A 21,318-nucleotide genomic window follows, 5' to 3' on the forward strand; every position below is an offset into this window, starting at 1 on the left:
AATGGAAGCGGTACGTGCGTTGTGATGAGTCTGGCCGCCGCGTGGGGGCCAGGCGCGCGATGGTTTATTGCTAACGTGTCTGGCGTCTTCGGGCGCCGGGCATGATTTGCGCCGCTGGCAGCGGCAGGGTAAAAGAGAGTGATAAGGGTGCGCAACAATATTCGCGCGACCTTCACCTTGCGGGAAGTCTGAGCCAGGCGGCAAAACGGGAGAGAAGACGAAATGATTAATAGAGGAAAAAGCGGGTCGCAACCACTGCGCAAATGATTAACAGGATCAGGATGAGCTCAAAACGATAACGCCGCAGCATAGTGCTCTCCAGAAAAAACGGCGCTGAAGCAGCGCCGATTATTTAAGAAGGTTGGTTCACCGGGAGGATTTAGGCTGCCGGCTGTGCAGCAGGTTTAGCGGCCTGGTGTTTGGTGGTTTTGTGGTGTTTTTTCGCTGCCTGAGCTTTCTGGGCTACCGGTTTAGCGGCAGCTTTGTGGTGCTTTTTCGCGGCCTGGGCTTTCTGCGGAGCGGCGGGTTTGGCTTCTGCTTTTTTGTGTTTTTTAGCGGCCTGGGCTTTCTGGGCAGCGGCTGGTTTAGCTTCTGCTTTCTTGTGTTTTTTGGCAGCCTGAGCTTTCTGCTCTGCAGCTGGTTTGGCCGCGGCTTTATGGTGTTTTTTGTGATGGGTGGTCTTGGCAGCAGTGCTGTGGGTAGCAGCTGGCGCCTGAGTGGTGCTTACTGCGTCAGCAGCGAAAGCGGCGGAAGAGAGACCCATAGCAGCGGCAACGACCAGAGCTAATACTTTTTTCATTCTGATATCCTCGAAAAGTTTTCTTAATTTCAACCCCACTGCGGGGCCGGTGAAATCACTATATGCTTGTCTTTTCGGGCTTTCCGTGAGTGTTTGGTATCGGCGTGTAACCGAATGTACAAGACGGGGAGTGGAAGGACGCGCCGGGCAGCCCGGCGCGGACGATCACAGATAGCGGGCGGTAAGGTGGTTGCGGAAGTAGCGGCTGTTAAGATCCTCGCCGGTGGCCTGCTGGATCAGCTGCGAGGTGGTGAAGCGGCTGCCATGCTGCCAGATATTCTGCCGCAGCCAGTCAAACAGGGCGCTGAAATCCCCTTCCGCGATATCGCGGTCTAACGTCGGCAGCGCGCGACGGGCGGCGGCCATCAGCTGCGCGGCATACATCGCCCCCAGCGTGTAGGAAGGGAAGTAGCCGAAGCCGCCGTCGGTCCAGTGAATATCCTGCATACAGCCGTCCCGGTAGTTGCCGGTGGTCGACAGTCCCAGCCAGTGCTGCATTTTCTCATCCCACAGCGACGGAATATCTTCCACCTCTATCTCGCCGTCGATCAGCGCGCGTTCAATTTCATAGCGCAGGATCACATGCGCCGGATAGCTGACCTCATCGGCATCAACGCGAATAAAGCCTGGTTTCACCCGCTGGTTCCAGGCGATGAAATTCTCCTCGCTAAAGGCCGGCCGATCGCCAAAGCGTTCGCGCACCGCCGGCAACAGGCGTTTCAGGAAGCGCTCGCTGCGTCCCAGCTGCATTTCGAAGAACAGGCTCTGCGACTCATGGATAGCAGTAGAGCGGGCCAGTCCTACCGGCTGGTCGACCCACGGGCGAGGCAGATTCTGCTCATAGCGGGCGTGGCCGGTCTCGTGGATCACGCCGAACAGAGCGCTGAGCAGGTCGTTTTCGTTGTAGCGAGTGGTGATGCGCACATCCTGAGGGACGCCGCCGCAAAACGGGTGGGCGCTGATGTCCAGACGCCCGCCGTCAAAGTCAAAGCCGAGGATGCGCATCGCCTGCAGACCCAGTTCGCGCTGCTCAGAGATCGGGAACGGCCCCTGCGGGGCGATCAAGGTTCGCGTCGCCTGCTTATCGACCGCTTGTCGCAGCAGGGAAGGCAGCCAGGATTTGAGGTCGGCAAACAGGCTGTCCAGCCGGGCGCTGGTCATATCCGGTTCGAAAATATCCAGCAGCGCGTCATAGCGTGAGCCGCCCCGGGCGTCGGCGCGGATCTGCGCTTCCTCGCGGCTCAGCCTGACCACCTCGCGCAAATTATCGGCAAAGCCAGCCCAGTCATTAGCCGGCCGCTGACTGCGCCAGGCATGTTCGCAACGGCTACCGGCCAGCGATTTGGCCTCCACCAGGCTCTCCGGCAGCAGCGCCGCCTGATCGTACTGGCGCTGCATTTCCCGCAGGTTGGCCTGTTCGAGGTCGTTGAGATCCTGCTGGCGGGCCGCCTGCAGCCATTGGCCCACTTTTTTATCGGTCAGGATCTGATGCTGTAGCACGCCGAGTTCCGCCAGCGCTTCGCCGCGGGCGGCGCTACCGCCCGGAGGCATCATGGCGAACATATCCCAGCCGGCGATGGCGGAGAGATGCGAAAAGCGCGACAGGCGCTGAAAGGTGCGGGTAAGCTGCTGATAAGGCGTATTTTCAGTCATAGTAGCGTTCGGTCCGTGACAGGTGAATGAACAGATTATCGGTATGCCTCTACACTATCCTGATACGCCTGGCGGGTCGAGCGTGGCGCGCAGAGGGCGGGGTAAAGCATTAGCCGCGTGATAGCAGGAAAAAAAGCGTGGCTCTGTGAGCAGTATTGCAGAAATCGGTAACGCATCGTGACTAAACTGTGATCGATAACGCAAGTCTGGAGGTTCGGGGGTGGTTTATGAATCCGTTCACCTGGCTGTTTATTGCCTTACTGTCCGTTGATGCCGTCAGAGAGCTGATGGGCTTGTCATCTATCATGGGCATGTGGTGAAACGTGGCCCGCAGGCCACGTCACGCGCGATTATTTGAGTCGCCGATACAGGCAAGTGCCGGTCAACAGCGCGGCAAGGAGCAGCAGCGCGATAAATCCACCGACGCCGTTCCAGCCGTAGCGATGCCAGAACACCCCGCCTAATGTCCCCGCCAGGCTTGAGCCAAGATAATAGCTGAACAGATACAGCGATGACGCCTGACCGCGGGCGCGGCGCGCGCGCGGGCCAATCCAGCTGCTGGCGACGGAGTGCGCGGCGAAGAAGCCGGCGGAGAACAGCAGCATGCCGAGGAAAATAAGCCACAGGGAAGAAAAGAGCGTCATCAGCAGGCCGCAGAGCATCACGCCGGTAAAGCCGAGCATCACCGGACCGCGGCCATAGCGTACGGTCATGGCGCCCGCTTTCGGCGAGCTCCAGGTCCCGGTGAGATACGCCACCGACAGCAGACCCACCACCGCCTGGCTTAACGACCACGGCGACATCATCAGACGGTAGCCAATGTAGTTAAACAGGGTGACAAAGGCCCCCATCAGCAGGAAACCCTCGACGAATAGCAGCGGCAGGCCGCGATCGCGCCAGTGCAGGCGGAAATTAATCAGCAGCGTTTTTGGCCGCAGCGAGGTCGGGCGGAAATGGCGCGACTCGGGCAGGATTCGCCAGAACATAATCGCCGCGGCCAGGGCGAAGCCGCTGATCACCGCCAGCGCCACGCGCCAGCCGAAAAAATCGGTAAAGACCCCGGTGAGCAAGCGGCCGCTCATGCCGCCGATGGAATTGCCGCTGATATAGAGTCCCATAGAGAAGGCCACAAAGCTGGGGTGGATCTCCTCGCTCAGGTAGGTCATGCCGACCGCCGCCACGCCGCTCAGCGACAGGCCAATCAGGGCGCGCATAATCAGGATACCGTGCCAGCTGGTCATCATGGTCGACAACAGCGAGCAGCAGGCGGCCAGCAGCAGCGCGGTGACCATCACCGGCTTGCGGCCTATGGCGTCCGACAGCGGGCCGGTAAATAGCAGGCCCACCGCCAGCATCGCCGTGGAAATGGAGAGAGAAATACTGCTGCTGGCCGGCGATACGCCGAACTCGTTCGACAGCACCGGCAGGATCGGCTGCACGCAGTAGAGCAGGGCGAAGGTGGCCAGACCGGCGGAGAACAGCGCGAGCGTGACGCGCATAAACTGCGGGGTGCCGCGCTTAATAAACGGATCCGGGCGGGATGCACCAGCGACGCTGACCTCGCCCGCCGGCACGGTGTCAACGGTTGTTGTACGACTCACAGAGAATTCCTTGGGTAGAAGTTGCTGCTTACCAACAGAGTGTTGTGAACATTCAGCTCACATTTTTAGGGTATGAAAATGTAAATATTCTGTCTAATATATTAATAATCTCAAATAAGACGTTTTAAATATGAATATCGAGTTGCGCCATTTGCGCTACTTTGTCGCCGTCGCCGAGGAGCTGCATTTTGGCCGCGCCGCGGCGCGACTGAACATCTCTCAACCGCCGTTAAGCCAGCAAATTCAGATCCTCGAGCAGCAGACCGGCGCCCGCCTGTTCGCCCGCACCAACCGCAGCGTCAGCCTGACGGCGGCGGGGAAACAGTTTCTCGCCGACAGCCGACAAATTCTCGCCCAGGTGGAGGACGCGGCCGCCCGCGCCGCCCGTCTGCACCATGGGGAAACGGGCGAACTGCGTATCGGCTTTACCTCCTCGGCCCCTTTTATCAAGGCGGTATCCGATACGCTGTCCCTGTTTCGTCAGCGCTACCCGGATGTGCATATTCTCACCCGCGAGACCAATACCCGCGAACAGATTGTCCCGCTGAGCGAGGGAGCCCTCGACCTCGGCCTGTTGCGCAATACCCAACTGCCGGACACCCTGGCGTGGCAGCGAGTGCTGCGCGAGCCGCTGCTGGCGATGGTCCCGGCGGACCATCCGCTGGCCCGCCAGCCCTCGGTCAGCCTGGCGGCGCTGGCGCGGGAGCCGTTCGTCTTTTTCGACCCGCACGTCGGTACCGGCCTGTATGACGATATCCTTGGCCTGCTGCGCCGCTACGGTCATACGCCGGTGATTGCCCAGGAGGTGGGGGAGGCGATGACCATTATTGGCCTGGTGGCCGCCGGGCTGGGGGTGTCGATCCTGCCGGCCTCCTTTCAGCGCGTGCAGCTCAGCGAAATGCGCTGGCTGCCGATTGACGAACAGGATGCGGTGTCGGAGATGTGGCTGGTGTGGTCGAAACACCATGAGCAGGGGGCGCTGGCAAAACGCTTTCGTGACACGCTGCTGGCCTGGAAAAACGAGCGCAATTGAGGCAAAAAGGGGCTGGAAATGTGCGGTAAATCACAAGGCTAAGCAAAAATTTGACGTTCACCATCGAAGTGCTTCACCATAGCCGAAAGTTTATTTCGAAGCGCGAAAATAAAGGGAGTCAATGGTGGTAGCGGATAGTCAACCAGGCCATATCGATCAAATTAAGCAGACCAATGCGGGCGCCGTCTATCGCCTGATTGATCAGCTCGGCCCGGTATCGCGTATCGACCTCTCCCGATTTGCGCAACTGGCGCCCGCCAGCATCACCAAAATTGTCCGCGAGATGCTGGAAGCGCATCTGGTGCAGGAGACCGAGATTCAGGAGCCCGGCAGCCGCGGGCGCCCGGCGGTGGGTCTGATGGTGGAAACCGAGGCTTGGCACTATCTGGCGGTGCGTATCAGCCGCGGCGAGATCCACCTTTCGCTGCGCGATTTAAGCAGCCAGCTGGTGGTGGAGGAGCAGCTGGAGCTGGCGCTGACCGACAGCACGCCGTTTCTGACGCGGATTATCGACCATATCGATCGCTTCTTTATTCGCCACCAGAAGAAGCTGGAACGCCTCACCTCCATCGCCATAACGATGCCGGGTATCATTGATACCGAAAACGGCATTATTCATCGCATGCCGTTTTATGAAGAGGTCAAAGACGTCCCGTTGGGCGAAACGCTGGCCAACCATACCGGGGTGCCGGTCTATATTCAGCATGACATTAGCGCCTGGACCATGGCGGAATCGCTGTTTGGCGCCTCGCGCGGCGCCCGGGACGTCATCCAGGTGGTGATCGATCATAACGTCGGCGCCGGGGTTATCACCGACGGACGTCTGCTGCACGCCGGCAGCAGCAGCCTCGTCGAGATCGGTCATACCCAGGTCGACCCCTACGGCAAACGCTGCTACTGCGGCAACCATGGCTGTCTGGAAACGATCGCCAGCGTGGAGAGCGTGCTGGAGCTGGCGCAGATGCGGATGGCGCAGTCGATGAGCTCGCTGCTGCATCAGCGTCCGCTGAGCGTGGAGTGGCTATGCCAGGCGGCGCTGCAGGGCGACCTGCTGGCCCGGGACATTATTAGCGGCGTCGGTCATCACGTCGGTCGAATTCTGGCGATCATGGTCAATCTGTTTAACCCGCAGAAAATCCTGATCGGCTCGCCGTTTAACCTGGCGGCAGACATTCTTTTTCCGGCAATTTCCAGCTGCATTCGGCAACAATCACTCCCGGCCTACAGCCAGCATATCGCAGTTGAAAGCACCCAGTTCTCCAACCGCGGAACGATGGCTGGCGCGGCGCTGGTCAAGGATGCGCTCTATAACGGATCCTTACTCATACGACTGTTACAGGGTTAACATTTTTTCATAGTCACACCAAAAATTGCGCTATCTCAAGCTGACCCCCAGCGGCTTCACGTAGACTTTGCCCACTGTTGATTATTTCTCTCCCGTATATTTCATCGACAAAACTGTGGGGTTAGTGATGTTTAAGCGTTTCTTTATTACAGGTACAGACACCTCTGTCGGGAAGACAGTGGTTTCCCGTGCGCTGTTGCAGGCACTTGCTGCCAGAGGCAAAAGCGTGGCCGGGTACAAGCCTGTGGCGAAGGGCAGCAAAGAGACGCCGGACGGTTTGCGTAATAAAGACGCGCTGGTGCTGCAGAGCGTCTCCACGCTGGCGTTACCCTATGAGGCTGTCAATCCCATCGCCTTAAGCGAAGACGAAAGCAGCGTGGCGCATAGCTGCCCGATCAACTACGGTCTGCTGTCGGATGGTTTGCAGCGGCTGGCCGGGCAGGTTGAACACGTGGTGGTTGAAGGCACCGGCGGCTGGCGCAGCCTGATGAACGACCTGCGACCGCTCTCCGAATGGGTGGTACAGGAGCAGCTCCCGGTGCTGATGGTGGTGGGGATCCAGGAAGGGTGCATCAACCATGCGCTGCTGACGGCCCAGGCGATCGCCAATGACGGGCTGCCGCTGATCGGCTGGGTGGCCAACCGCATCAATCCCGGTCTGGCGCACTACGCCGAAATCATTGATGTGCTCAGCAAAAAGCTGCCGGCGCCGCTCATTGGCGAGCTGCCGTATCTGCCGCGCGCCGAACAGCGTGAGCTAAGCCGCTACGTCGACTTAGACATGCTCGGCAACGTGATGGCGATAGATCGAATCCCGGCGTAACGTCCGCGACAGCACCGACGCCACCACGCAGGTGATCAGCAGGCCGGGCAGCAGCACATACTGCCCGGTCATCTCACAAATCATCAGAGTCGACATGATTGGCGCATGGGTAGTGGCGGCAAGAAACGCCGCCATGCCGGTCAGTCCCATCATCATAGCCATCTCCTGTTCCCCCGGTAGCCACAGCCCGCTGAAGCGGGCCATTAGCATGCCCATCGCCAGGCCGACAAACAGCGTGGGGGTAAACACCCCGCCCGGCGCGCCGGAGCCACTGCTGGCCAGCACCGCCAGCAGTTTGCACAGGAATACCGCCACCAGCAGCGCGCCGGGCGGCGGCAGCAGCAGATAGCTTTGCACCACGCTGTAGCCGTTGCCCCACACCGCCGGCGTGATGAGCGATAAGCCGCCGACGATCAGACCGCCCAGCGCCAGCTGCCACGGCGGCGCCAGTTTCAGCCTGACGAACCCGCGGTGGCTGTATTCCATCAGCCAGATAAACAGCGGCCCGCACAGTCCGGCCAGCAGTCCGGTGGCGAGCATCAAGCCATAGTGCAGCGCGCTGAGGTCCTGCTGCAGGACGACATGGTACAACGGCGCGGCGCCGCCGTTGAGAAACTGGGTCAGCAGCAGGGCGATCACTGCCGAGATCACTACCGGCCCAAGCGAGGCCAGCATCAGCGTGCCAAACAGAATTTCAGCGATAAACAGGCTGCCGGCCAGTGGAGCATGATAGGCGCTGGCCATCCCGGCGGCGGCGCCGCAGGCGACCCACAGTTTCCATTCGGCCTGCGGCGTGAAGCGGCGGGCGAACAGCGAGGCCGCCAGCGCGGCCAGCAGGATCATGGCGCCTTCCCGGCCAATCGCGCTGCCGGTGACCACCACCAGCAGCGAGGCCAGCGACTTCACCAGGCTTGCCGGCGTATCGAAGCAACCGTCTCCGGTCTCCAGGGCTTCCATATAATCGGTGGCGGCGTGCGGACGGGCAACGCGGCGTCGTTGCCACAGCCAGAGAAGTGCCCCTGCCGCCAGTCCCCCCAGCGCCGGGGTAATCAGCCGTCGCCACGCCGGCTGCGACTGCGCGGCGTTGACCAGGCTCCCGCTGTCGTTACCGAGAAACAGCGTTTCCAGCACCACCATGGCATGGCGAAACAGGGCCACCGCCAGGGCGGCGAGAAGGCCAATCAGCGTGGCGATCAGCAGGCGACGAAACATCACCTGCACATCTGGATAGGGATGAAGACGGTGCATCGGTCACAGCGAGATTGGGAAAACATGGCCTTATTGTGATAGGGAATAAACTTATATGCAAAAGCGATAAGTGCGGGTTACGGAGAGCGAAGCCAGCAAGGAAACCGCGCCGACTCCCGGCGCGGCAAAGAGATTAGCGATAGAGCGGCTTTTCCGCCACCGCGAGGGGCAGACCTGCCTGCCACTGCGCCAGGGTCGCCTGCGCCAGCTGGCCCAGCGCCTGGTAGAAGGGGTGGGCGGCATGTTCGACAAAGACGCTCAGGAAGCGCCCGGACCACGGCAGCAGATGCCAGGCCAGCAGCTGGGCAAACAACGCCTCCTGTTCCGTTTCGCACAGCCACGCCGCCAGCAGCAGCAGGGTGCCGAAATGGTCTTCCGGCTCGTTGCGTTCGGCGTCCAGTGCGATGCCGTTCGCGCGCATCCATTCGCGCAGGGCCAGTGTGGATTCGCCGAACAGTACCGACTCTTTATCCAGCCAGACGGATCCCCAGGGCGGCGCCGGCAGGGCCCACGGTCCGATAAACAGGCGCTGCCAGGCTTCCGGCAACGACTCTTCAACCGACGCGGCAAACCCCGATGCCAGCGGGGCGGCAACCGGGAAGGGCCACTGTTGCTGCCAGCTGCCGTCCTGGAAGGCGGCCACCAGCGGCGCGATTTGCGGGCTATTCGGCGCATAAGAGAACAACGCGCCCAGGGTACGGGCGCTTAAGGCGACAGCGTCGCGGTGAGGGAACGGCATCATCACTTATTCCTTTCTGCGGCGCGCGCCGGCGCGCCGTCTCATTAACGGGCAACCGCCATACCGACGGTCATATGGAGCCCATAAAACAGGCCGCGGCCAATACATTCCGCGATCAGGACCAGCAACAGACCGGCCAACAGCCCCGCAGCGCGCGGCGGCTGACGGCGGATCAGCGGATACAGCCAGCAGCCAAGTCCCAGCGCCAGCAGGATCAGACGTAAGGCCTGCAGTCTGCCGTAATCCGGCAGCAGGGTGGCCGCCTGCTGAACGGCGCTGTGAATGGCGCCGAGCCCGGCGCTTTGCATCACGATAATCGCGGCGCTGATGACCAGCGCGGCCACGCTCAGCCCGGCAATAAACCAGACGTTAACGTCGACTTTCGCCATACGCAGCAGCAGGGCGGCGAACAGCGGCCCGCTGAGGAGTACCGTCAGGAAGAAGGCGCTGGTGGTGTAGCCAGTGTACCATGTCGGCACGGTATCGATTTGATAAACCCGGGTCATCGCCAGCACAAACACCAGCCCCAACAGCAGGGCGATCGCCAGCCAGACTTTCCCCAGCGCCGCCGGCATTTTTTCCAGCACGGCCAGCAGCCACCAGAATCCGCCCACGACGAAAAACAAGGCGCCGCTGGCGATTTCGTTGCTCAGCGCCGAGGCCCCGACGCGGTTCAGCGAATTAAACGCCCGCAGCGGCGAACCGAGATGCATCACTGAGGCGAGAAAACCGATCCCCATCAGCAGCCAGATAAAAAACATGCTGCGCACCAGCCGCTGCCGCGCTTCGCGCTGGTCCGCCAGCGCCAGCCAGACCAGACCGCTGACGAGGGTCGCGCCGACCACGCATTGCCCCAGTACCGTAAACAGCACCAGCGGCCATTCCTGCCATCCGCTTCCCATCTCACACCTCCTTCGGATTTGCCAGATAACCGGTGGTATCGCCACACGGCCGGGCGTTGCGGTTAGGTTTGATCGCGATGCTCGGCTGAGTGAAGTGCGCGGAGGGCAGCGGGGCCACCGCCGCCAGCTGGCCGTGCTTAGCGCGCAGTTCGGCAATGGGGCCGAAATCGAGCGCCCGCAGCGGGCAGGACTCGACGCAGATCGGCTTTTTCCCCTCGGCGACGCGCTGATAACAGCCGTCGCACTTGGTCATATGGCCTTTGTCGGCGTTGTATTGCGGCGCGCCGTACGGGCAGGCCATATGACAGTAGCGGCAGCCGATGCACACCTCTTCATCCACCACCACAAAACCGTCTTCGCGCTTGTGCATCGCTCCGCTCGGGCAGACCTTGGTGCAGGCCGGATCGGCGCAGTGGTTACAGGCGATGGAGAGGTAATAGGCGAACACGTTCTGCTGCCAGATGCCGTTGTCCTCCTGCCAGTCGCCGCCGGCGTACTCATAGATGCGACGGAAGCTGACCTCCGGAGTCAGGTTCTTATAGTCCTTACAGGCCAGCTCGCAGGTTTTGCACCCGGTACAGCGAGCGGAGTCGATAAAGAATCCATATTGCGTGCTCATGGTTTACTCCTTAAACCTTCTTGATGTCGACCAGGTTGGTATGCTGCGGATTCCCTTTCGCCAGCGGCGACGGGCGATGGGTGGTCAGGGTATTCATGCAGGCGCCATGGTCAACCCGGTCCCCGGCCATATTGGCGTCGTGCCACGCGCCCTGGCCCATCGCCGACACGCCCGGCATGATGCGTGGCGTCACTTTCGCCGGCAGCCGGACTTCGCCGCGCTGGTTGAACACCCGCACCAGATCGCCGTTTTTAATCCCGCGTTTTTCCGCGTCCAGCGGGTTGATCCACACTTCCTGACGGCAGGCGGCCTGCAGCACGTCCACGTTGCCGTAGCTGGAATGGGTGCGCGCCTTATAGTGAAATCCAAACAGCTGCAGCGGATACTGGCTGCGCAGCGGATCGTCCCAGCCTTCAAATGTGGAGGCATAGACCGGCAGCGGACTGATGACTTCGTCTTTCTCCAGCTGCCAGCGGGCGGCAATTTCGGCGAGCCGGCTGGAGTAGATCTCAATTTTGCCGGACGGGGTTTTGAGCGGATACGCTTCAGGATCGCGGCGGAAGTCGCGATAGGCGACGAAGTGGCCGTTCGGGTCCTTGCGTTTGTAGATGCCCATTCGCTTCAGCTCATCGTAGGCCGGCAGCGCCGGATCTTTCGCCACCATTTTGGCGTACAGATGCTGCAGCCACTGCGCCTGAGTACGTCCCTCGGTAAAACGCTGGTAGACATCGTCGCCGAGCCGTTTCGCCACTTCGCTTAAGATCCAGTAAATCGGTTTGCGTTCAAACTTCGCCGAGGTGGCGGGCTGGATGAAAATCAGATAGCCCATATTGCCGGCGTAATCGTTGGGAATAATATCTTCCTGCTCAACGGTCATCAGGTCGGGCAGCAGCAGGTCGGCGTATTTCGCCGACGAGGTCATAAAGTTGTCGATGACCACGATGGTTTCGCACTTGCTTTCGTCCTGCAGGATCTCGTGGGTCTTATTGATGTCGGAGTGCTGGTTGATGAGGGTATTGCCCGCGTAGTTCCACAGGAACTTGATCGGCACATCCAGCTTCTCTTTGCCGCGCACGCCGTCGCGGGTGGCGGTCATCTCCGGGCCTCGAGCGATGGCGTCGGTCCAGGTGAAGCAGGAGATGGCGGTTTTCACCGGGTTTTCCAGCACCGGCAGACGCTCGATGGTGATGGTGTAGGTCGATTCGCGGGCGCCGCTGTTGCCGCCGTTGATGCCGACGTTGCCGGTTAAGATCGGCAGCATGGCGATCGCCCGGGCGGAGAGTTCGCCGTTGGCCTGGCGCTGCGGCCCCCAGCCCTGGCAGATGTAGGCCGGTTTGCTCATGCCGATGTCGCGCGCCAGCTTAATGATGCGATCGGCGGGGATGCCGGTGATACGCGAAGCCCACTGCGGCGTTTTGGCGACGCCGTCGTCGCCCTCGCCGAGGATATAGGCTTTATAGTGGCCATTCTCAGGCGCCCCGGCCGGCAGCGTCTTCTCATCGTAGCCGACGCAGTATTTATCAAGGAACGGCTGATCCACCAGATTTTCGTTAATCAACACCCAGGCGATACCGGCGACCAGCGCGGCGTCTGTGCCGGGGCGAATGGGGATCCACTCATCTTCGCGACCGGCGGCGGTATCGGTGTAGCGCGGATCGATAACGATCATCCGCGCGTGGGAGCGCTCGCGGGCCTGTTCCAGATACCAGGTAATGCCGCCGCCGCTCATGCGGGTTTCCGCCGGGTTGTTGCCGAACATCACCACCAGCTTACTGTTTTCAATATCCGAGGTGCTGTTGCCGTCGTTACTGCCGTAGGTGTAGGGCATGGCGCAGGCGATCTGCGCGGTGCTGTAGGTACCGTACTGGTTAAGCGAGCCGCCGTAGCAGTTCATCAGCCGCGCCACCGGCGAAGCGGAAGGCGAGGAGCGGGTCATGTTCCCGCCGACGATTCCTGATGAGTAGTTAATGTACACGGCTTCGTTGCCATATTGCGCGACGACGCGTTTCAGACGGTCAGCAAGGGTATCCAGCGCTTCCTGCCAGCTGATACGCTCAAATTTGCCTTCTCCGCGTTTGCCGACGCGCTTCATAGGATAGTTAAGGCGATCCGGGTGGTTGATGCGCCGGCGAATCGAACGCCCGCGCAGGCAGGCGCGGACCTGATGATCGCCGTAGCGGTCGTCGCCGGTGTTATCCGTTTCCACGTAGACCACTTCATCATCACGCACGTGCAGCCGCAGGGCGCAGCGGCTGCCGCAGTTGACCGAACAGGCGCCCCAGACAATCCGGGTGTTGTCGCCGGCAGCCTGCTGTACCGCCGCCGCGGCGTTGCGCAGCGTAAAGGGCAGGGGAAGCCCGCCGGCGGCCAGCGCCAGAGAACCGAGGGCTGTGGATTTAAGTAGCGCGCGTCGGGTGACGCCGCCGGAAGATTCCTGATTCGACATTGCTCACTCCATGATAGTTATGCTGGGCGGAGAAGGGCCGCCGCGTCTTTAACAGACGCCGGGGTGAGCGATAATACGTTATGGGTCGCCGGCAGATCTTATCCCTGGTCAATGCAGGGATAAGATCTTTCGTTTGAAAGCGAGGCGGGCTTACTGAGCGTCGTTTTCGGCGGGACTGTCGCTGTTACGGGTGTAGGTGATTTTGAAGGTGTCGTTGGCGCAATGACCCACCACCTGAGCGCCGGGCTGGTCCGCCTGGTCGTTTGGCACGATGGCCAGACTGAAGGCCGTTTCCGGTACGCCATTGTTAATGATCTTCTGTTGAATATCATTTTTGACCCGTTCACAGGAGTCGGGGGCCGCCAGCACGGTCGTGGAGCACAGCAGCAGCGCGGCGCCTGTCCAGAGGGATAGTTTCATCTTACGCTCCTTATCGATGGTATCCAGATTTAAGCATAGCAGAACTGGTGTAAACAATTGTATTTGCTAATATGATTGGATGTACACAAAAGGAATCATCTGTGAAAAGACTGTATTGGCTGATCCCGGCAGCGCTGCTGCTGACGGCGTGCGACCGCGAAAGCGCCCCGGAAGCCTTCACCCCGGAGATGGCGAGTTTTTCCAATGAGTTTGAGTTCGATCCGCTGCGCGGTCCGGTGAAGGATTTTAGCCAGACGTTACTGGACGAACACGATGTGGTGGTCAAGAAGGTGAGCGCGCAGCTGTCAAAAGAGGGATGTTTCGATCTGCTGACGCTGGAGGATGTGGAGAATAACACCGGCGCCACGCTGCTGCTGGACGCCAACTATTACGTCGATGGCCGCACCCATGAAAAGCGGCTGCGTCTACAGGGGAAATGTCAGCTGGCGGAGATGCCCGCCACCGGCGTGAGCTGGGAAACGGATGATAACGGCTTTATTATCAGCGCCCGCGGCAAAGAGACTACCGCCACCTACCGTTACGACAGCGATGGCTATCCGCTGGGGAAAACCACCACCGCCAAAGAGGAGCGATTTACCGTCGCCTCCACGCCGTCGAAGGATCCGCGCAAGAAAATGGACTATACCGCCATCAGCACCTTCAACGACCGCACGCTGGGCACGGTGCGCCAGACCTGCGACTACGATCGCCATGACAATCCGCTGAGCTGTGAGCTGCAGGTGATCGATGAAAGCGTCCAGCCGCCGCTGACCCGTCACTACACGATTAAAAACCGCATTGATTATTACTGAGCCGTCGGCTTCAGCAGAGACGGGCCCGGCGTTTTGTGTTCCGCCAGATACTGATGCTGGAACAGACACATGCGGATGGTGTTGCGGTACTCGCCGTTAATGAAAAACTCATGGATCAGTTCACCCTCGACCATAAAGCCGAGCTTGCGGTAAATATGGATCGCTTTTTCATTCTCTTTATCCACAATCAGATACAGCTTATACAGATTGAGCACGGTAAAGCCATAGTCCATCGCCAGCCGCGCGGCGCGGGTGGCGAGGCCTTTTCCCTGGAAGTCGGGTGAGATGATGATCTGAAATTCGGCCCGGCGGTGCACATGGTTGATTTCCACCAGCTCCACCAGTCCGGCTTTATCGCCATTGCATTCGATCACAAAGCGACGCTCGCTTTGATCGTGAATATGCTTATCGTACAGATCGGAAAGCTCAACGAAGGCTTCATAGGGCTCTTCAAACCAGTAGCGCATCACGCTGGCGTTGTTGTCGAGCTGGTGAACAAAGCGCAAATCTTCGCGCTCAAGGGGGCGGAGTCTGACGTGTAGCGCGTCGGTCATGGGAATTCCTGTGGTCAAAGCGGAAAAGAGGGGACTGAAAGGCGGCGCCCGCAGGCGCCAGCGTGCTCAGGGATTGATCGCCCGGCCGGTGCGGCGGTCAAGGCAGCGCAGGGTGTTTGGTTCCCAGTAGGCATTGACGTTGGCGCTCTTCTGGCAGTTATCCTGCGCGTCAAAGGCGACATCGGTTTTGTCCCACTCTTTTTCCGCCCGTTTGTTCACCTTCTGGCGCAGGCTGCGGGTGTCGTTCCATTGCTCTTTTTCCATCGACGCCTGCTGACGGCTTTGCGCGCTGTCGCCGGACTCAATCACCAGCCGATCGGTGGCCGCGAACGAGCTGGAGGTATAGACGACGGCGCTTAACGCCAGAATGGCGGTCAGGCACCAGCGTTTGTTCAGTGTCATGTTCATCACGATTTCCTTTAAGTGATGGGTTAACCCTCAGGTTAAGTTTACTACAGCTCTTTTGCCGGGCATAGCCGACGAAACAGCGTAGGGAAAGGGCTATTATCGCGTAGAATAGTTCAACGCTTTGTCTCTTTTACGAATCTTTTAATGCTCAAAACAACGCTGCTGTTCTTTGCCACCGCCCTGTGTGAAATCGTCGGCTGCTATCTGCCGTGGCTATGGTTAAAGCGCGGGGCCACGCCGCTGCTGCTGATCCCCGCCGGCCTGGCGCTGGGGCTGTTCGTCTGGCTCCTGACGCTCCATCCGACCGCCAGCGGGCGGGTATATGCCGCCTACGGTGGCGTCTACGTTTGTACCGCATTGCTCTGGCTGCGGGTCGTTGATGGGGTCAAATTAACCCATTATGACTGGGCGGGCGCGGCCATCGCCCTGTGCGGCATGCTGATTATCGTGGCGGGCTGGGGACGAGCGTAAGCCCGTCTTGTGTGATCCCTGCCACTTTTTTAAACCCTAATTCTTGTATGGTAGTCGACCTGTTGCCTTACTTATCAGACATCATATTGGGTTATGACTCTGTAAGGAATCACGATGGCTATTGAGACATTTGCCCCACAGGCGGGCGCGACGCCGCTGCGCATCCGTCGGGTGCAGAAGATCACCCTGACGCTGCTGTTTATCGCCGGGATCGTTAACTTTCTTGACCGCTCTTCCCTGAGCGTCGCCGGGGAGGCGATACGCGCCGATCTGGGTCTGAGCGCCACCGAGTTCGGGGTGCTGCTCTCCGCTTTTTCGCTCTCCTATGGCTTCGCGCAACTGCCATCGGGCATTTTGCTGGATCGCCTCGGACCGCGGGTTGTGCTGGGCGCCGGGCTGATATTCTGGTCTGCGATGCAGGCCCTGACCGGGATGGTCAATTCATTCTCGCATTTTATTCTGCTGCGCATTGGCCTCGGGATCGGTGAAGCGCCGTTTATGCCCGCCGGGGTGAAATCGATCAACGACTGGTATGCGCAAAGAGAGCGCGGCACGGCGGTGGGGATATTTAACTCCTCGACGGTGCTGGGGCAAGCCATTGCCCCGCCGGCCCTGGTCATCATGCAGCTGGCCTGGGGCTGGCGGACAATGTTTGTGGTGATTGGTTTGGCCGGTATTCTGGTCGGCCTGTGCTGGTATGTGGGATACCGTAACCGGCGGCAATTTACCCTCCAGGAGGAGGAGCAACGCTATCTGGCCAGCGAGGAGGCGGCCCGGCCGGCGCTGAAACTGAGCGAATGGCTGGCGCTGTTTAAACGGCGTACCACCTGGGGGATGATCCTCGGCTTCTCCGGGGTGAACTATACCGGCTGGCTATATATCGCCTGGCTGCCCGGCTATTTGCAGGCTCAGCAGGGGTTAAGCCTGGCGCGCACCGGCTGGGTGGCGGCGATCCCGTTCCTCGCCGCGGCGGTGGGGATGTGGGTCAATGGTCTGGTGGTCGACGCCCTGGCGCGCAGAGGCTACGATCTGGCGAAAACCCGCAAAACGGCGATCGTTGCCGGTCTGGTGCTGTCGGCGCTGGGAACGCTGCTGGTGGTGCAATCGTCCACGCCGACCCAGGCGGTGGCATTTATCTCTATGGCGCTGTTCTGCGTCCATTTCGCTGGCACCTCGGCCTGGGGATTGGTACAGGTGCTGGTGGCAGAGCATAAAGTGGCGTCAGTGGCGGCGATCCAGAACTTTGGCAGCTTTGTGTTTGCCTCTTTCGCGCCGATAGTCACCGGCTGGGTCGTGGATACCACCCATTCTTTCAATCTGGCGCTGGTGATCGCCGCCGGGGTGACCTTCGCCGGGGCGCTGTGCTACTTCTTTATCGTCAAAACCCGCATCGATTAACCGACCAGGAAGCCACAGGCCCGCAGGGAGGCGCGGCCTGCGCCATGTTCCATCTTCTCTTACCGCTTCGCGGCGGATTTTCTCCTGCCATCCCAGAGATTTTGTGATCGCTCGCCAGCGACCACAACCCGCCAAAAGCTTCTTGTATGGTAGTTGACAGAAATCAAAGATGTTATACCAATTGCGTGAGATGGTTGAGGCACAAAGGCATTCTCCTCGAGAGTTCTCCCAGAGAATGGTTGATGAGCCACATAACAACGAGAGTCATCATGGAAAACACCCTCTTAACCGCTAACGCCATACAGCCGGACTACGATCGCCGCGCGCTGGTCCCCCGTATCGTCCATCTGGGTTTTGGCGCGTTCCACCGCGCCCATCAGGCGGTCTACGCCGATATACTGGCCAGCGAGCACGGCAGCGACTGGGGCTACACTGAAGTCAACCTGATTGGCGGCGAGCAGCAGATCGCCGATCTCCGGCAGCAGGATCTGCTGTACACCGTGGCAGAAATGTCCGCTGACGCGTGGACCGCGCGCGTGGTCGGGGTGGTGAAGCAGGCGCTGCACGCCCAGGTCGATGGTCTCGAGGCCGTGCTTTCGGCGATGTGTGAGCCACAGGTGGCCATTGTCTCCCTGACCATTACCGAGAAAGGCTATTGCCATTCGCCAGCCAGCGGCGAGCTGCAGCTCGATCACCCGCTGATCGCCGCCGATCTCGCTAAACCGCGCCAGCCGAAATCGGCAGTGGGCGTAGTGGTGGCGGCCTTAGCGCGTCGCCGGGAGGCAGGGCTGTCGGCCTTTACCGTGATGTCCTGCGATAACATGCCGGAAAACGGTCATGTGATGCGCAACGTCGTCTGCACCTACGCCCGGGCGCTGGACGCGGACCTCGCCGCATGGATAGAACAGAATGTCACCTTTCCGTCGACCATGGTGGACCGTATTGTCCCGGCGGTGACGGCGGAAACCCTCGATAAAATTGAACAGCTGACCGGCGTGCGCGACCCGGCTGGCGTGGCCTGTGAGCCTTTCCGCCAGTGGGTGATTGAGGATAACTTTGTCGCCGGACGTCCACAGTGGGAGAAAGCGGGGGCGGAGCTGGTCGCCGATGTGGTGCCTTTCGAAGAGATGAAGCTGAGGATGCTCAACGGCAGCCATTCGTTCCTCGCCTATCTCGGCTATCTGGCCGGTTATCAGCATATCAACGACTGTATGCAGGATGACAACTACCGCCGCGCGGCGCTGGCGCTGATGCTGGACGAGCAGGCTCCGACCTTGAAAGTGCAGGGGGTGGATCTGTCACACTATGCCAGTCTGCTGATTGACCGCTACTGCAATCCGGCGCTCAAACACCGTACCTGGCAGATTGCCATGGACGGTAGCCAGAAGCTGCCGCAGCGCATGCTGGACTCGGTACGCTGGCACCTGGCGCACCAGCATGACTTCACGCTGCTGGCGCTGGGCGTGGCGGGCTGGATGCGCTATGTCGGCGGTGTTGACGACGCCGGCCAGGCGATCGAAATTTGCGATCCGCTGCTGCCGGTGATCAAGGAGGCGGTAGCCGCCAGCGCCGATGGCGAAGCGCGCGTCAAAGCGCTGTTGGGCATTGAGGCCATCTTCGGCCGTGAGCTGCCGCAGGAAGCGCGGTTCGTCTCGGCGGTGACCCGCGCCTATGTTGCGCTGCAGCGTCAGGGGGCCAAAGCCACCGTTGCCGCATGGGCTGAGGCGCAATAATCGTTTATTCCCGGTGTCGGTCATGGGGTCGACACCGGCTCTTCTGCTGTTTCCGCACGGTTCCGCTGATATTTCATTTTTTGCTGTCGATCGCTTTTAGCAGACTAAAAATATGATCGAACGCAATGTCCTTACATAACTCTATATTTCCCTGATTTACTAAAGATAATTAGCTGTTATTTTTCCGAATAAAGGCTGGTCATTCACCGCAAAAATGGCATAGTTAAGTTATTGAAAAATCACTTTCTCTGGAAAAGGAGTGCGGGCCATGTATAAAAAGATTTTATTGCCTGTTGATGTTTTTGAAATGGATTTAAGCGATAAGGCAGTGCGTCACGCGGAATTTCTCGCGTCGGCGGAAAATGGCGAAATCACCTTGCTCAACGTTCTGCCGAACAGCAGCCGTTCGTTATTACGCGGGTTTACGGCGGATATTCGTAAATTCGAAGCCTATATGCAGGAAGAGTCGGAGAAAAAGATGCGCGAGGTGGCGCGACTGTTCGACATACCGATGTCGCGGATCCATACCCGGGTCGTCTTTGGTAACGTGCGCGATGAAATTCTGGCTATCAGTAACAACGAAGCGTTCGATGTGATAGTGATTGGCTCCCGCAAACCGGGGATCTCCACCCATCTGCTGGGCTCCAACGCCGAATCCATTTTGCGCTACGCCAAAACGCCGGTGCTGGTGGTCAGATAATCCTTTCCATTACGACGGCTGCGTCTGCCTTATTTCGCAGCCGTCTGATCCTTACTCTTCGCTAAACCAGTCGCGATTCTCCTGGCGGATCAACAGCACGGATTCGCTGATTTCATGCAAATGAATACTCATGGCTTTCTCGACCGCCTCGGCGTCGCGTTTTTCCAGCGCGGTGAAAATTTCATGATGCTGGCGCAGCAGCATCTCCGGGGAGGAGACATGGTCGAGGCTCATGTAGCGCACGCGGTCAATAGCGGCTTTGATGTTTTCCACCGTATCCCAGGCCAGCTGACAATCGGCAATAACTGACAACTTCTGGTGAAATTCATCATCAAGCAGGAAAAAGTCGTTTAACTGCTGACGGTCGACGGCAATACGCTGCTGATGAAGATTCTGCTCCAGCTGATAGACTTGCTCATCGTTAATCATGCCAGCGGCACGGCGGACCACCGCGCATTCAATCGCCTGGCGGACAAAGCAACCATTGCGCACCTGAGACAGGGAAATTTTGTTGACGTAGCTGCCGCGCTGGGGACGGATCTGGATAAGTCCATTCTCCGCCAGCTTAATAAAGGCCTCGCGCACCGGCTGACGAGATACCGCAAAACGCACGGAGACTTCTTTCTCCGACAGCGGCGTGCCAGGCGGGATCAGGCAGTGAACGATATCCCGGCGGAGGATGCGATAAATTTGCTGATTGACGGGTTGCGTCGGATTCAGTTGCGATTCTGCGGCCATTGATGGTTACTTTTTATGGGGTTATGCGCACTATTTTACGCGTTTTTTGCGGTTCCGCCCATACCCGGCCAGCAGGCCGGGTGGCTGACGGTTAGCCCTGGCGGTGAACGCTGAGTCCGGCAAAGCTCTGGCTCACCGGCATCATCTCCAGGGTGTTGATGTTGACGTGTTTCGGCAGGGTGGCCACCCACCAGACCGCCTCGGTCACATCTTCCGGCGTCAGGGCTTCGGTGTTCTCGTAGGTTTTACCGGCTTTGGCGTCATCGCCTTTAAAGCGGACGTTCGAGAACTCGGTGCCGCCCACCAGGCCCGGCTCGATGTCGGTGACGCGCACCGCGGTGCCGTGCAGGTCGGTGCGAAGATTGAGGCTGAACTGACGGACGAAGGCTTTGGTCGCCCCATAGACGTTACCGCCGGCGTAAGGCCAGCAGCCTGCCGTGGAGCCGATGTTGATGATGTGGCCGCGATTGCGCGCCACCATGCCCGGCAGGACGGCGCGGGTCATGTACACCAGCCCTTTATTATTAGTGTCGATCATATCTTCCCAGTCTTCCACGCTGGCGCGGTGCGCCGGCTCCAGACCGAGCGCCAGACCCGCGTTGTTCACCAGCACATCGATTGCCTGCCACTCGGCGGGCAGGTCGGCAATCAGCGTCTCAATAGCGGCGCGGTTGCGAACGTCCAGTTGCGCGATATAAAGATTATCGCCCAGCTCGTCTTTCAGCGTCTTCAGGCGCTCTTCGCGACGTCCGGTCGCAATCACTTTATGACCGTTGGCGACAAAACGGCGAGTAATACTTTCACCAAAACCGGCAGTGGCGCCGGTGACCATGATAATCATCTTACTGTTCCTCAACGCTTTTTGTGTTTTCATAC

Annotated in this window: 22 protein-coding genes; 9 read left to right on the forward strand and 13 right to left on the reverse strand. The window is 59.6% G+C overall.

The window, feature by feature from the left end; genetic code table 11:
• Window positions 1-379: 379 nt before the first annotated feature.
• Both asr and K5R89_RS02810 read right to left on the reverse strand, forming a co-directional pair.
• Window positions 380-799, reverse strand: a complete 420-nt coding sequence (gene asr / locus K5R89_RS02805) for an acid resistance repetitive basic protein Asr (RefSeq protein WP_004206052.1) — start codon at window positions 797-799, stop codon at window positions 380-382.
• Between the two features lie 165 nt (window positions 800-964).
• Window positions 965-2,452 (reverse strand): carboxypeptidase M32, encoded by a 1,488-nt coding sequence (locus K5R89_RS02810; RefSeq protein WP_101989466.1) that lies wholly within the window; start codon window positions 2,450-2,452, stop codon window positions 965-967.
• 227 nt (window positions 2,453-2,679) lie between these two features.
• Between K5R89_RS02810 and K5R89_RS02815 the strand changes: the two genes are divergently transcribed.
• The gene (locus K5R89_RS02815) at window positions 2,680-2,772 is read left to right on the forward strand and encodes a hypothetical protein (RefSeq protein WP_004206050.1); all 93 of its coding nucleotides are present in this window, start codon (window positions 2,680-2,682) and stop codon (window positions 2,770-2,772) included.
• Window positions 2,773-2,802: 30 nt separating this feature from the next.
• On the opposite strand, the gene K5R89_RS02820 is transcribed toward K5R89_RS02815, so the two are convergent.
• The gene (locus K5R89_RS02820; protein WP_023289545.1) at window positions 2,803-4,053 is read right to left on the reverse strand and encodes an MFS transporter; all 1,251 of its coding nucleotides are present in this window, start codon (window positions 4,051-4,053) and stop codon (window positions 2,803-2,805) included.
• Window positions 4,054-4,183: 130 nt separating this feature from the next.
• On the opposite strand from K5R89_RS02820, the gene K5R89_RS02825 reads away from it, so the two are divergent.
• The 3 genes from K5R89_RS02825 (at window position 4,184) to bioD (ending at window position 7,254) form a co-directional block, all read left to right on the forward strand.
• On the forward strand, window positions 4,184-5,086 hold the full coding sequence (locus K5R89_RS02825; RefSeq protein ID WP_023289546.1) for a LysR family transcriptional regulator: 903 nt from the start codon (window positions 4,184-4,186) through the stop codon (window positions 5,084-5,086).
• Window positions 5,087-5,210: 124 nt separating this feature from the next.
• On the forward strand, window positions 5,211-6,431 hold the full coding sequence (mlc, locus tag K5R89_RS02830) for a sugar metabolism global transcriptional regulator Mlc (RefSeq protein ID WP_048298665.1): 1,221 nt from the start codon (window positions 5,211-5,213) through the stop codon (window positions 6,429-6,431).
• Window positions 6,432-6,558: 127 nt separating this feature from the next.
• Entirely contained in the window at window positions 6,559-7,254 is a 696-nt protein-coding gene (gene bioD, locus K5R89_RS02835; protein WP_023289548.1) for a dethiobiotin synthase, read from the forward strand.
• On the opposite strand, the gene clcB is transcribed toward bioD, so the two are convergent.
• The 6 genes from clcB to K5R89_RS02865 all read right to left on the reverse strand — a co-directional run bounded on the left by clcB (window position 7,207) and on the right by K5R89_RS02865 (window position 13,628).
• Window positions 7,207-8,502 (reverse strand): voltage-gated ClC-type chloride channel ClcB, encoded by a 1,296-nt coding sequence (gene clcB, locus K5R89_RS02840; protein ID WP_217259175.1) that lies wholly within the window; start codon window positions 8,500-8,502, stop codon window positions 7,207-7,209. The genes bioD and clcB overlap by 48 nt on opposite strands.
• A gap of 133 nt (window positions 8,503-8,635) precedes the next feature.
• Complete coding sequence (dmsD, locus tag K5R89_RS02845) at window positions 8,636-9,244, reverse strand: Tat proofreading chaperone DmsD (protein WP_023289550.1); 609 nt, start codon at window positions 9,242-9,244, stop codon at window positions 8,636-8,638.
• A gap of 41 nt (window positions 9,245-9,285) precedes the next feature.
• Window positions 9,286-10,143: a DmsC/YnfH family molybdoenzyme membrane anchor subunit gene (locus tag K5R89_RS02850; protein WP_217259174.1), complete on the reverse strand. Its 858-nt coding sequence runs from the start codon at window positions 10,141-10,143 to the stop codon at window positions 9,286-9,288.
• 1 nt (window position 10,144) lies between these two features.
• A complete protein-coding gene (locus K5R89_RS02855) occupies window positions 10,145-10,762 on the reverse strand; it encodes a DMSO/selenate family reductase complex B subunit (protein ID WP_023289552.1) in 618 nt (205 codons plus the stop codon).
• 10 nt (window positions 10,763-10,772) lie between these two features.
• On the reverse strand, window positions 10,773-13,208 hold the full coding sequence (gene ynfE / locus K5R89_RS02860; RefSeq protein WP_217259173.1) for a selenate/tellurate reductase subunit YnfE: 2,436 nt from the start codon (window positions 13,206-13,208) through the stop codon (window positions 10,773-10,775).
• Between the two features lie 150 nt (window positions 13,209-13,358).
• Window positions 13,359-13,628 (reverse strand): DUF1161 domain-containing protein, encoded by a 270-nt coding sequence (locus tag K5R89_RS02865; RefSeq protein ID WP_004206039.1) that lies wholly within the window; start codon window positions 13,626-13,628, stop codon window positions 13,359-13,361.
• 101 nt (window positions 13,629-13,729) lie between these two features.
• On the opposite strand from K5R89_RS02865, the gene K5R89_RS02870 reads away from it, so the two are divergent.
• Complete coding sequence (locus K5R89_RS02870; protein WP_044522806.1) at window positions 13,730-14,440, forward strand: YnfC family lipoprotein; 711 nt, start codon at window positions 13,730-13,732, stop codon at window positions 14,438-14,440.
• Here the strand turns inward: K5R89_RS02870 and speG are convergent.
• Both speG and K5R89_RS02880 read right to left on the reverse strand, forming a co-directional pair.
• Window positions 14,434-14,994: a spermidine N1-acetyltransferase gene (gene speG / locus K5R89_RS02875; RefSeq protein WP_004206037.1), complete on the reverse strand. Its 561-nt coding sequence runs from the start codon at window positions 14,992-14,994 to the stop codon at window positions 14,434-14,436. The genes K5R89_RS02870 and speG overlap by 7 nt on opposite strands.
• A 66-nt stretch (window positions 14,995-15,060) precedes the next feature.
• The gene (locus tag K5R89_RS02880) at window positions 15,061-15,402 is read right to left on the reverse strand and encodes a DUF1283 family protein (RefSeq protein WP_004206035.1); all 342 of its coding nucleotides are present in this window, start codon (window positions 15,400-15,402) and stop codon (window positions 15,061-15,063) included.
• A gap of 108 nt (window positions 15,403-15,510) precedes the next feature.
• On the opposite strand from K5R89_RS02880, the gene K5R89_RS02885 reads away from it, so the two are divergent.
• The 4 genes from K5R89_RS02885 (at window position 15,511) to K5R89_RS02900 (ending at window position 19,704) form a co-directional block, all read left to right on the forward strand.
• Window positions 15,511-15,873, forward strand: coding sequence for a YnfA family protein (locus K5R89_RS02885; RefSeq protein ID WP_072140454.1), 363 nt, complete (start codon window positions 15,511-15,513; stop codon window positions 15,871-15,873).
• Window positions 15,874-15,987: 114 nt separating this feature from the next.
• Window positions 15,988-17,271, forward strand: a complete 1,284-nt coding sequence (locus K5R89_RS02890) for an MFS transporter (RefSeq protein WP_023289556.1) — start codon at window positions 15,988-15,990, stop codon at window positions 17,269-17,271.
• A 269-nt stretch (window positions 17,272-17,540) separates the two neighbouring features.
• Window positions 17,541-19,004: a mannitol dehydrogenase family protein gene (locus tag K5R89_RS02895; RefSeq protein ID WP_217259172.1), complete on the forward strand. Its 1,464-nt coding sequence runs from the start codon at window positions 17,541-17,543 to the stop codon at window positions 19,002-19,004.
• A 268-nt stretch (window positions 19,005-19,272) separates the two neighbouring features.
• Window positions 19,273-19,704, forward strand: coding sequence for a universal stress protein (locus K5R89_RS02900; RefSeq protein ID WP_048334875.1), 432 nt, complete (start codon window positions 19,273-19,275; stop codon window positions 19,702-19,704).
• A gap of 51 nt (window positions 19,705-19,755) precedes the next feature.
• On the opposite strand, the gene K5R89_RS02905 is transcribed toward K5R89_RS02900, so the two are convergent.
• Together K5R89_RS02905 and ydfG are read right to left on the reverse strand one after the other, a co-directional pair.
• A complete protein-coding gene (locus K5R89_RS02905) occupies window positions 19,756-20,442 on the reverse strand; it encodes a GntR family transcriptional regulator (RefSeq protein ID WP_004206025.1) in 687 nt (228 codons plus the stop codon).
• 91 nt (window positions 20,443-20,533) lie between these two features.
• Window positions 20,534-21,283, reverse strand: coding sequence for a bifunctional NADP-dependent 3-hydroxy acid dehydrogenase/3-hydroxypropionate dehydrogenase YdfG (gene ydfG, locus K5R89_RS02910; RefSeq protein ID WP_023289559.1), 750 nt, complete (start codon window positions 21,281-21,283; stop codon window positions 20,534-20,536).
• Window positions 21,284-21,318 lie beyond the last annotated feature (35 nt).

Origin of the sequence: Klebsiella sp. TF21-TM, assembly GCF_019753495.1 — a bacterium.
In the GTDB taxonomy this organism is placed as follows: Bacteria; Pseudomonadota; Gammaproteobacteria; order Enterobacterales; family Enterobacteriaceae; genus Klebsiella; species Klebsiella quasipneumoniae.

Excerpts from the sequence above, each read along its gene's own strand:
- clcB (WP_217259175.1), bottom strand. The coding sequence starts at position 8,502 with ATGCACCGTCTTCATCCCTATCCAGATGTGCAGGTGATGTTTCGTCGC.
- asr (WP_004206052.1), bottom strand. The coding sequence starts at position 799 with ATGAAAAAAGTATTAGCTCTGGTCGTTGCCGCTGCTATGGGTCTCTCT.
- dmsD (WP_023289550.1), bottom strand. The coding sequence starts at position 9,244 with ATGATGCCGTTCCCTCACCGCGACGCTGTCGCCTTAAGCGCCCGTACC.
- K5R89_RS02810 (WP_101989466.1), bottom strand. The coding sequence starts at position 2,452 with ATGACTGAAAATACGCCTTATCAGCAGCTTACCCGCACCTTTCAGCGC.
- speG (WP_004206037.1), bottom strand. The coding sequence starts at position 14,994 with ATGACCGACGCGCTACACGTCAGACTCCGCCCCCTTGAGCGCGAAGAT.
- K5R89_RS02900 (WP_048334875.1), top strand. The coding sequence starts at position 19,273 with ATGTATAAAAAGATTTTATTGCCTGTTGATGTTTTTGAAATGGATTTA.
- K5R89_RS02825 (WP_023289546.1), top strand. The coding sequence starts at position 4,184 with ATGAATATCGAGTTGCGCCATTTGCGCTACTTTGTCGCCGTCGCCGAG.
- K5R89_RS02905 (WP_004206025.1), bottom strand. The coding sequence starts at position 20,442 with ATGGCCGCAGAATCGCAACTGAATCCGACGCAACCCGTCAATCAGCAA.
- bioD (WP_023289548.1), top strand. The coding sequence starts at position 6,559 with ATGTTTAAGCGTTTCTTTATTACAGGTACAGACACCTCTGTCGGGAAG.
- ydfG (WP_023289559.1), bottom strand. The coding sequence starts at position 21,283 with ATGATTATCATGGTCACCGGCGCCACTGCCGGTTTTGGTGAAAGTATT.
- K5R89_RS02815 (WP_004206050.1), top strand. The coding sequence starts at position 2,680 with ATGAATCCGTTCACCTGGCTGTTTATTGCCTTACTGTCCGTTGATGCC.
- K5R89_RS02850 (WP_217259174.1), bottom strand. The coding sequence starts at position 10,143 with ATGGGAAGCGGATGGCAGGAATGGCCGCTGGTGCTGTTTACGGTACTG.
- K5R89_RS02895 (WP_217259172.1), top strand. The coding sequence starts at position 17,541 with ATGGAAAACACCCTCTTAACCGCTAACGCCATACAGCCGGACTACGAT.
- ynfE (WP_217259173.1), bottom strand. The coding sequence starts at position 13,208 with ATGTCGAATCAGGAATCTTCCGGCGGCGTCACCCGACGCGCGCTACTT.
- K5R89_RS02855 (WP_023289552.1), bottom strand. The coding sequence starts at position 10,762 with ATGAGCACGCAATATGGATTCTTTATCGACTCCGCTCGCTGTACCGGG.
- K5R89_RS02880 (WP_004206035.1), bottom strand. The coding sequence starts at position 15,402 with ATGAACATGACACTGAACAAACGCTGGTGCCTGACCGCCATTCTGGCG.
- K5R89_RS02865 (WP_004206039.1), bottom strand. The coding sequence starts at position 13,628 with ATGAAACTATCCCTCTGGACAGGCGCCGCGCTGCTGCTGTGCTCCACG.
- K5R89_RS02890 (WP_023289556.1), top strand. The coding sequence starts at position 15,988 with ATGGCTATTGAGACATTTGCCCCACAGGCGGGCGCGACGCCGCTGCGC.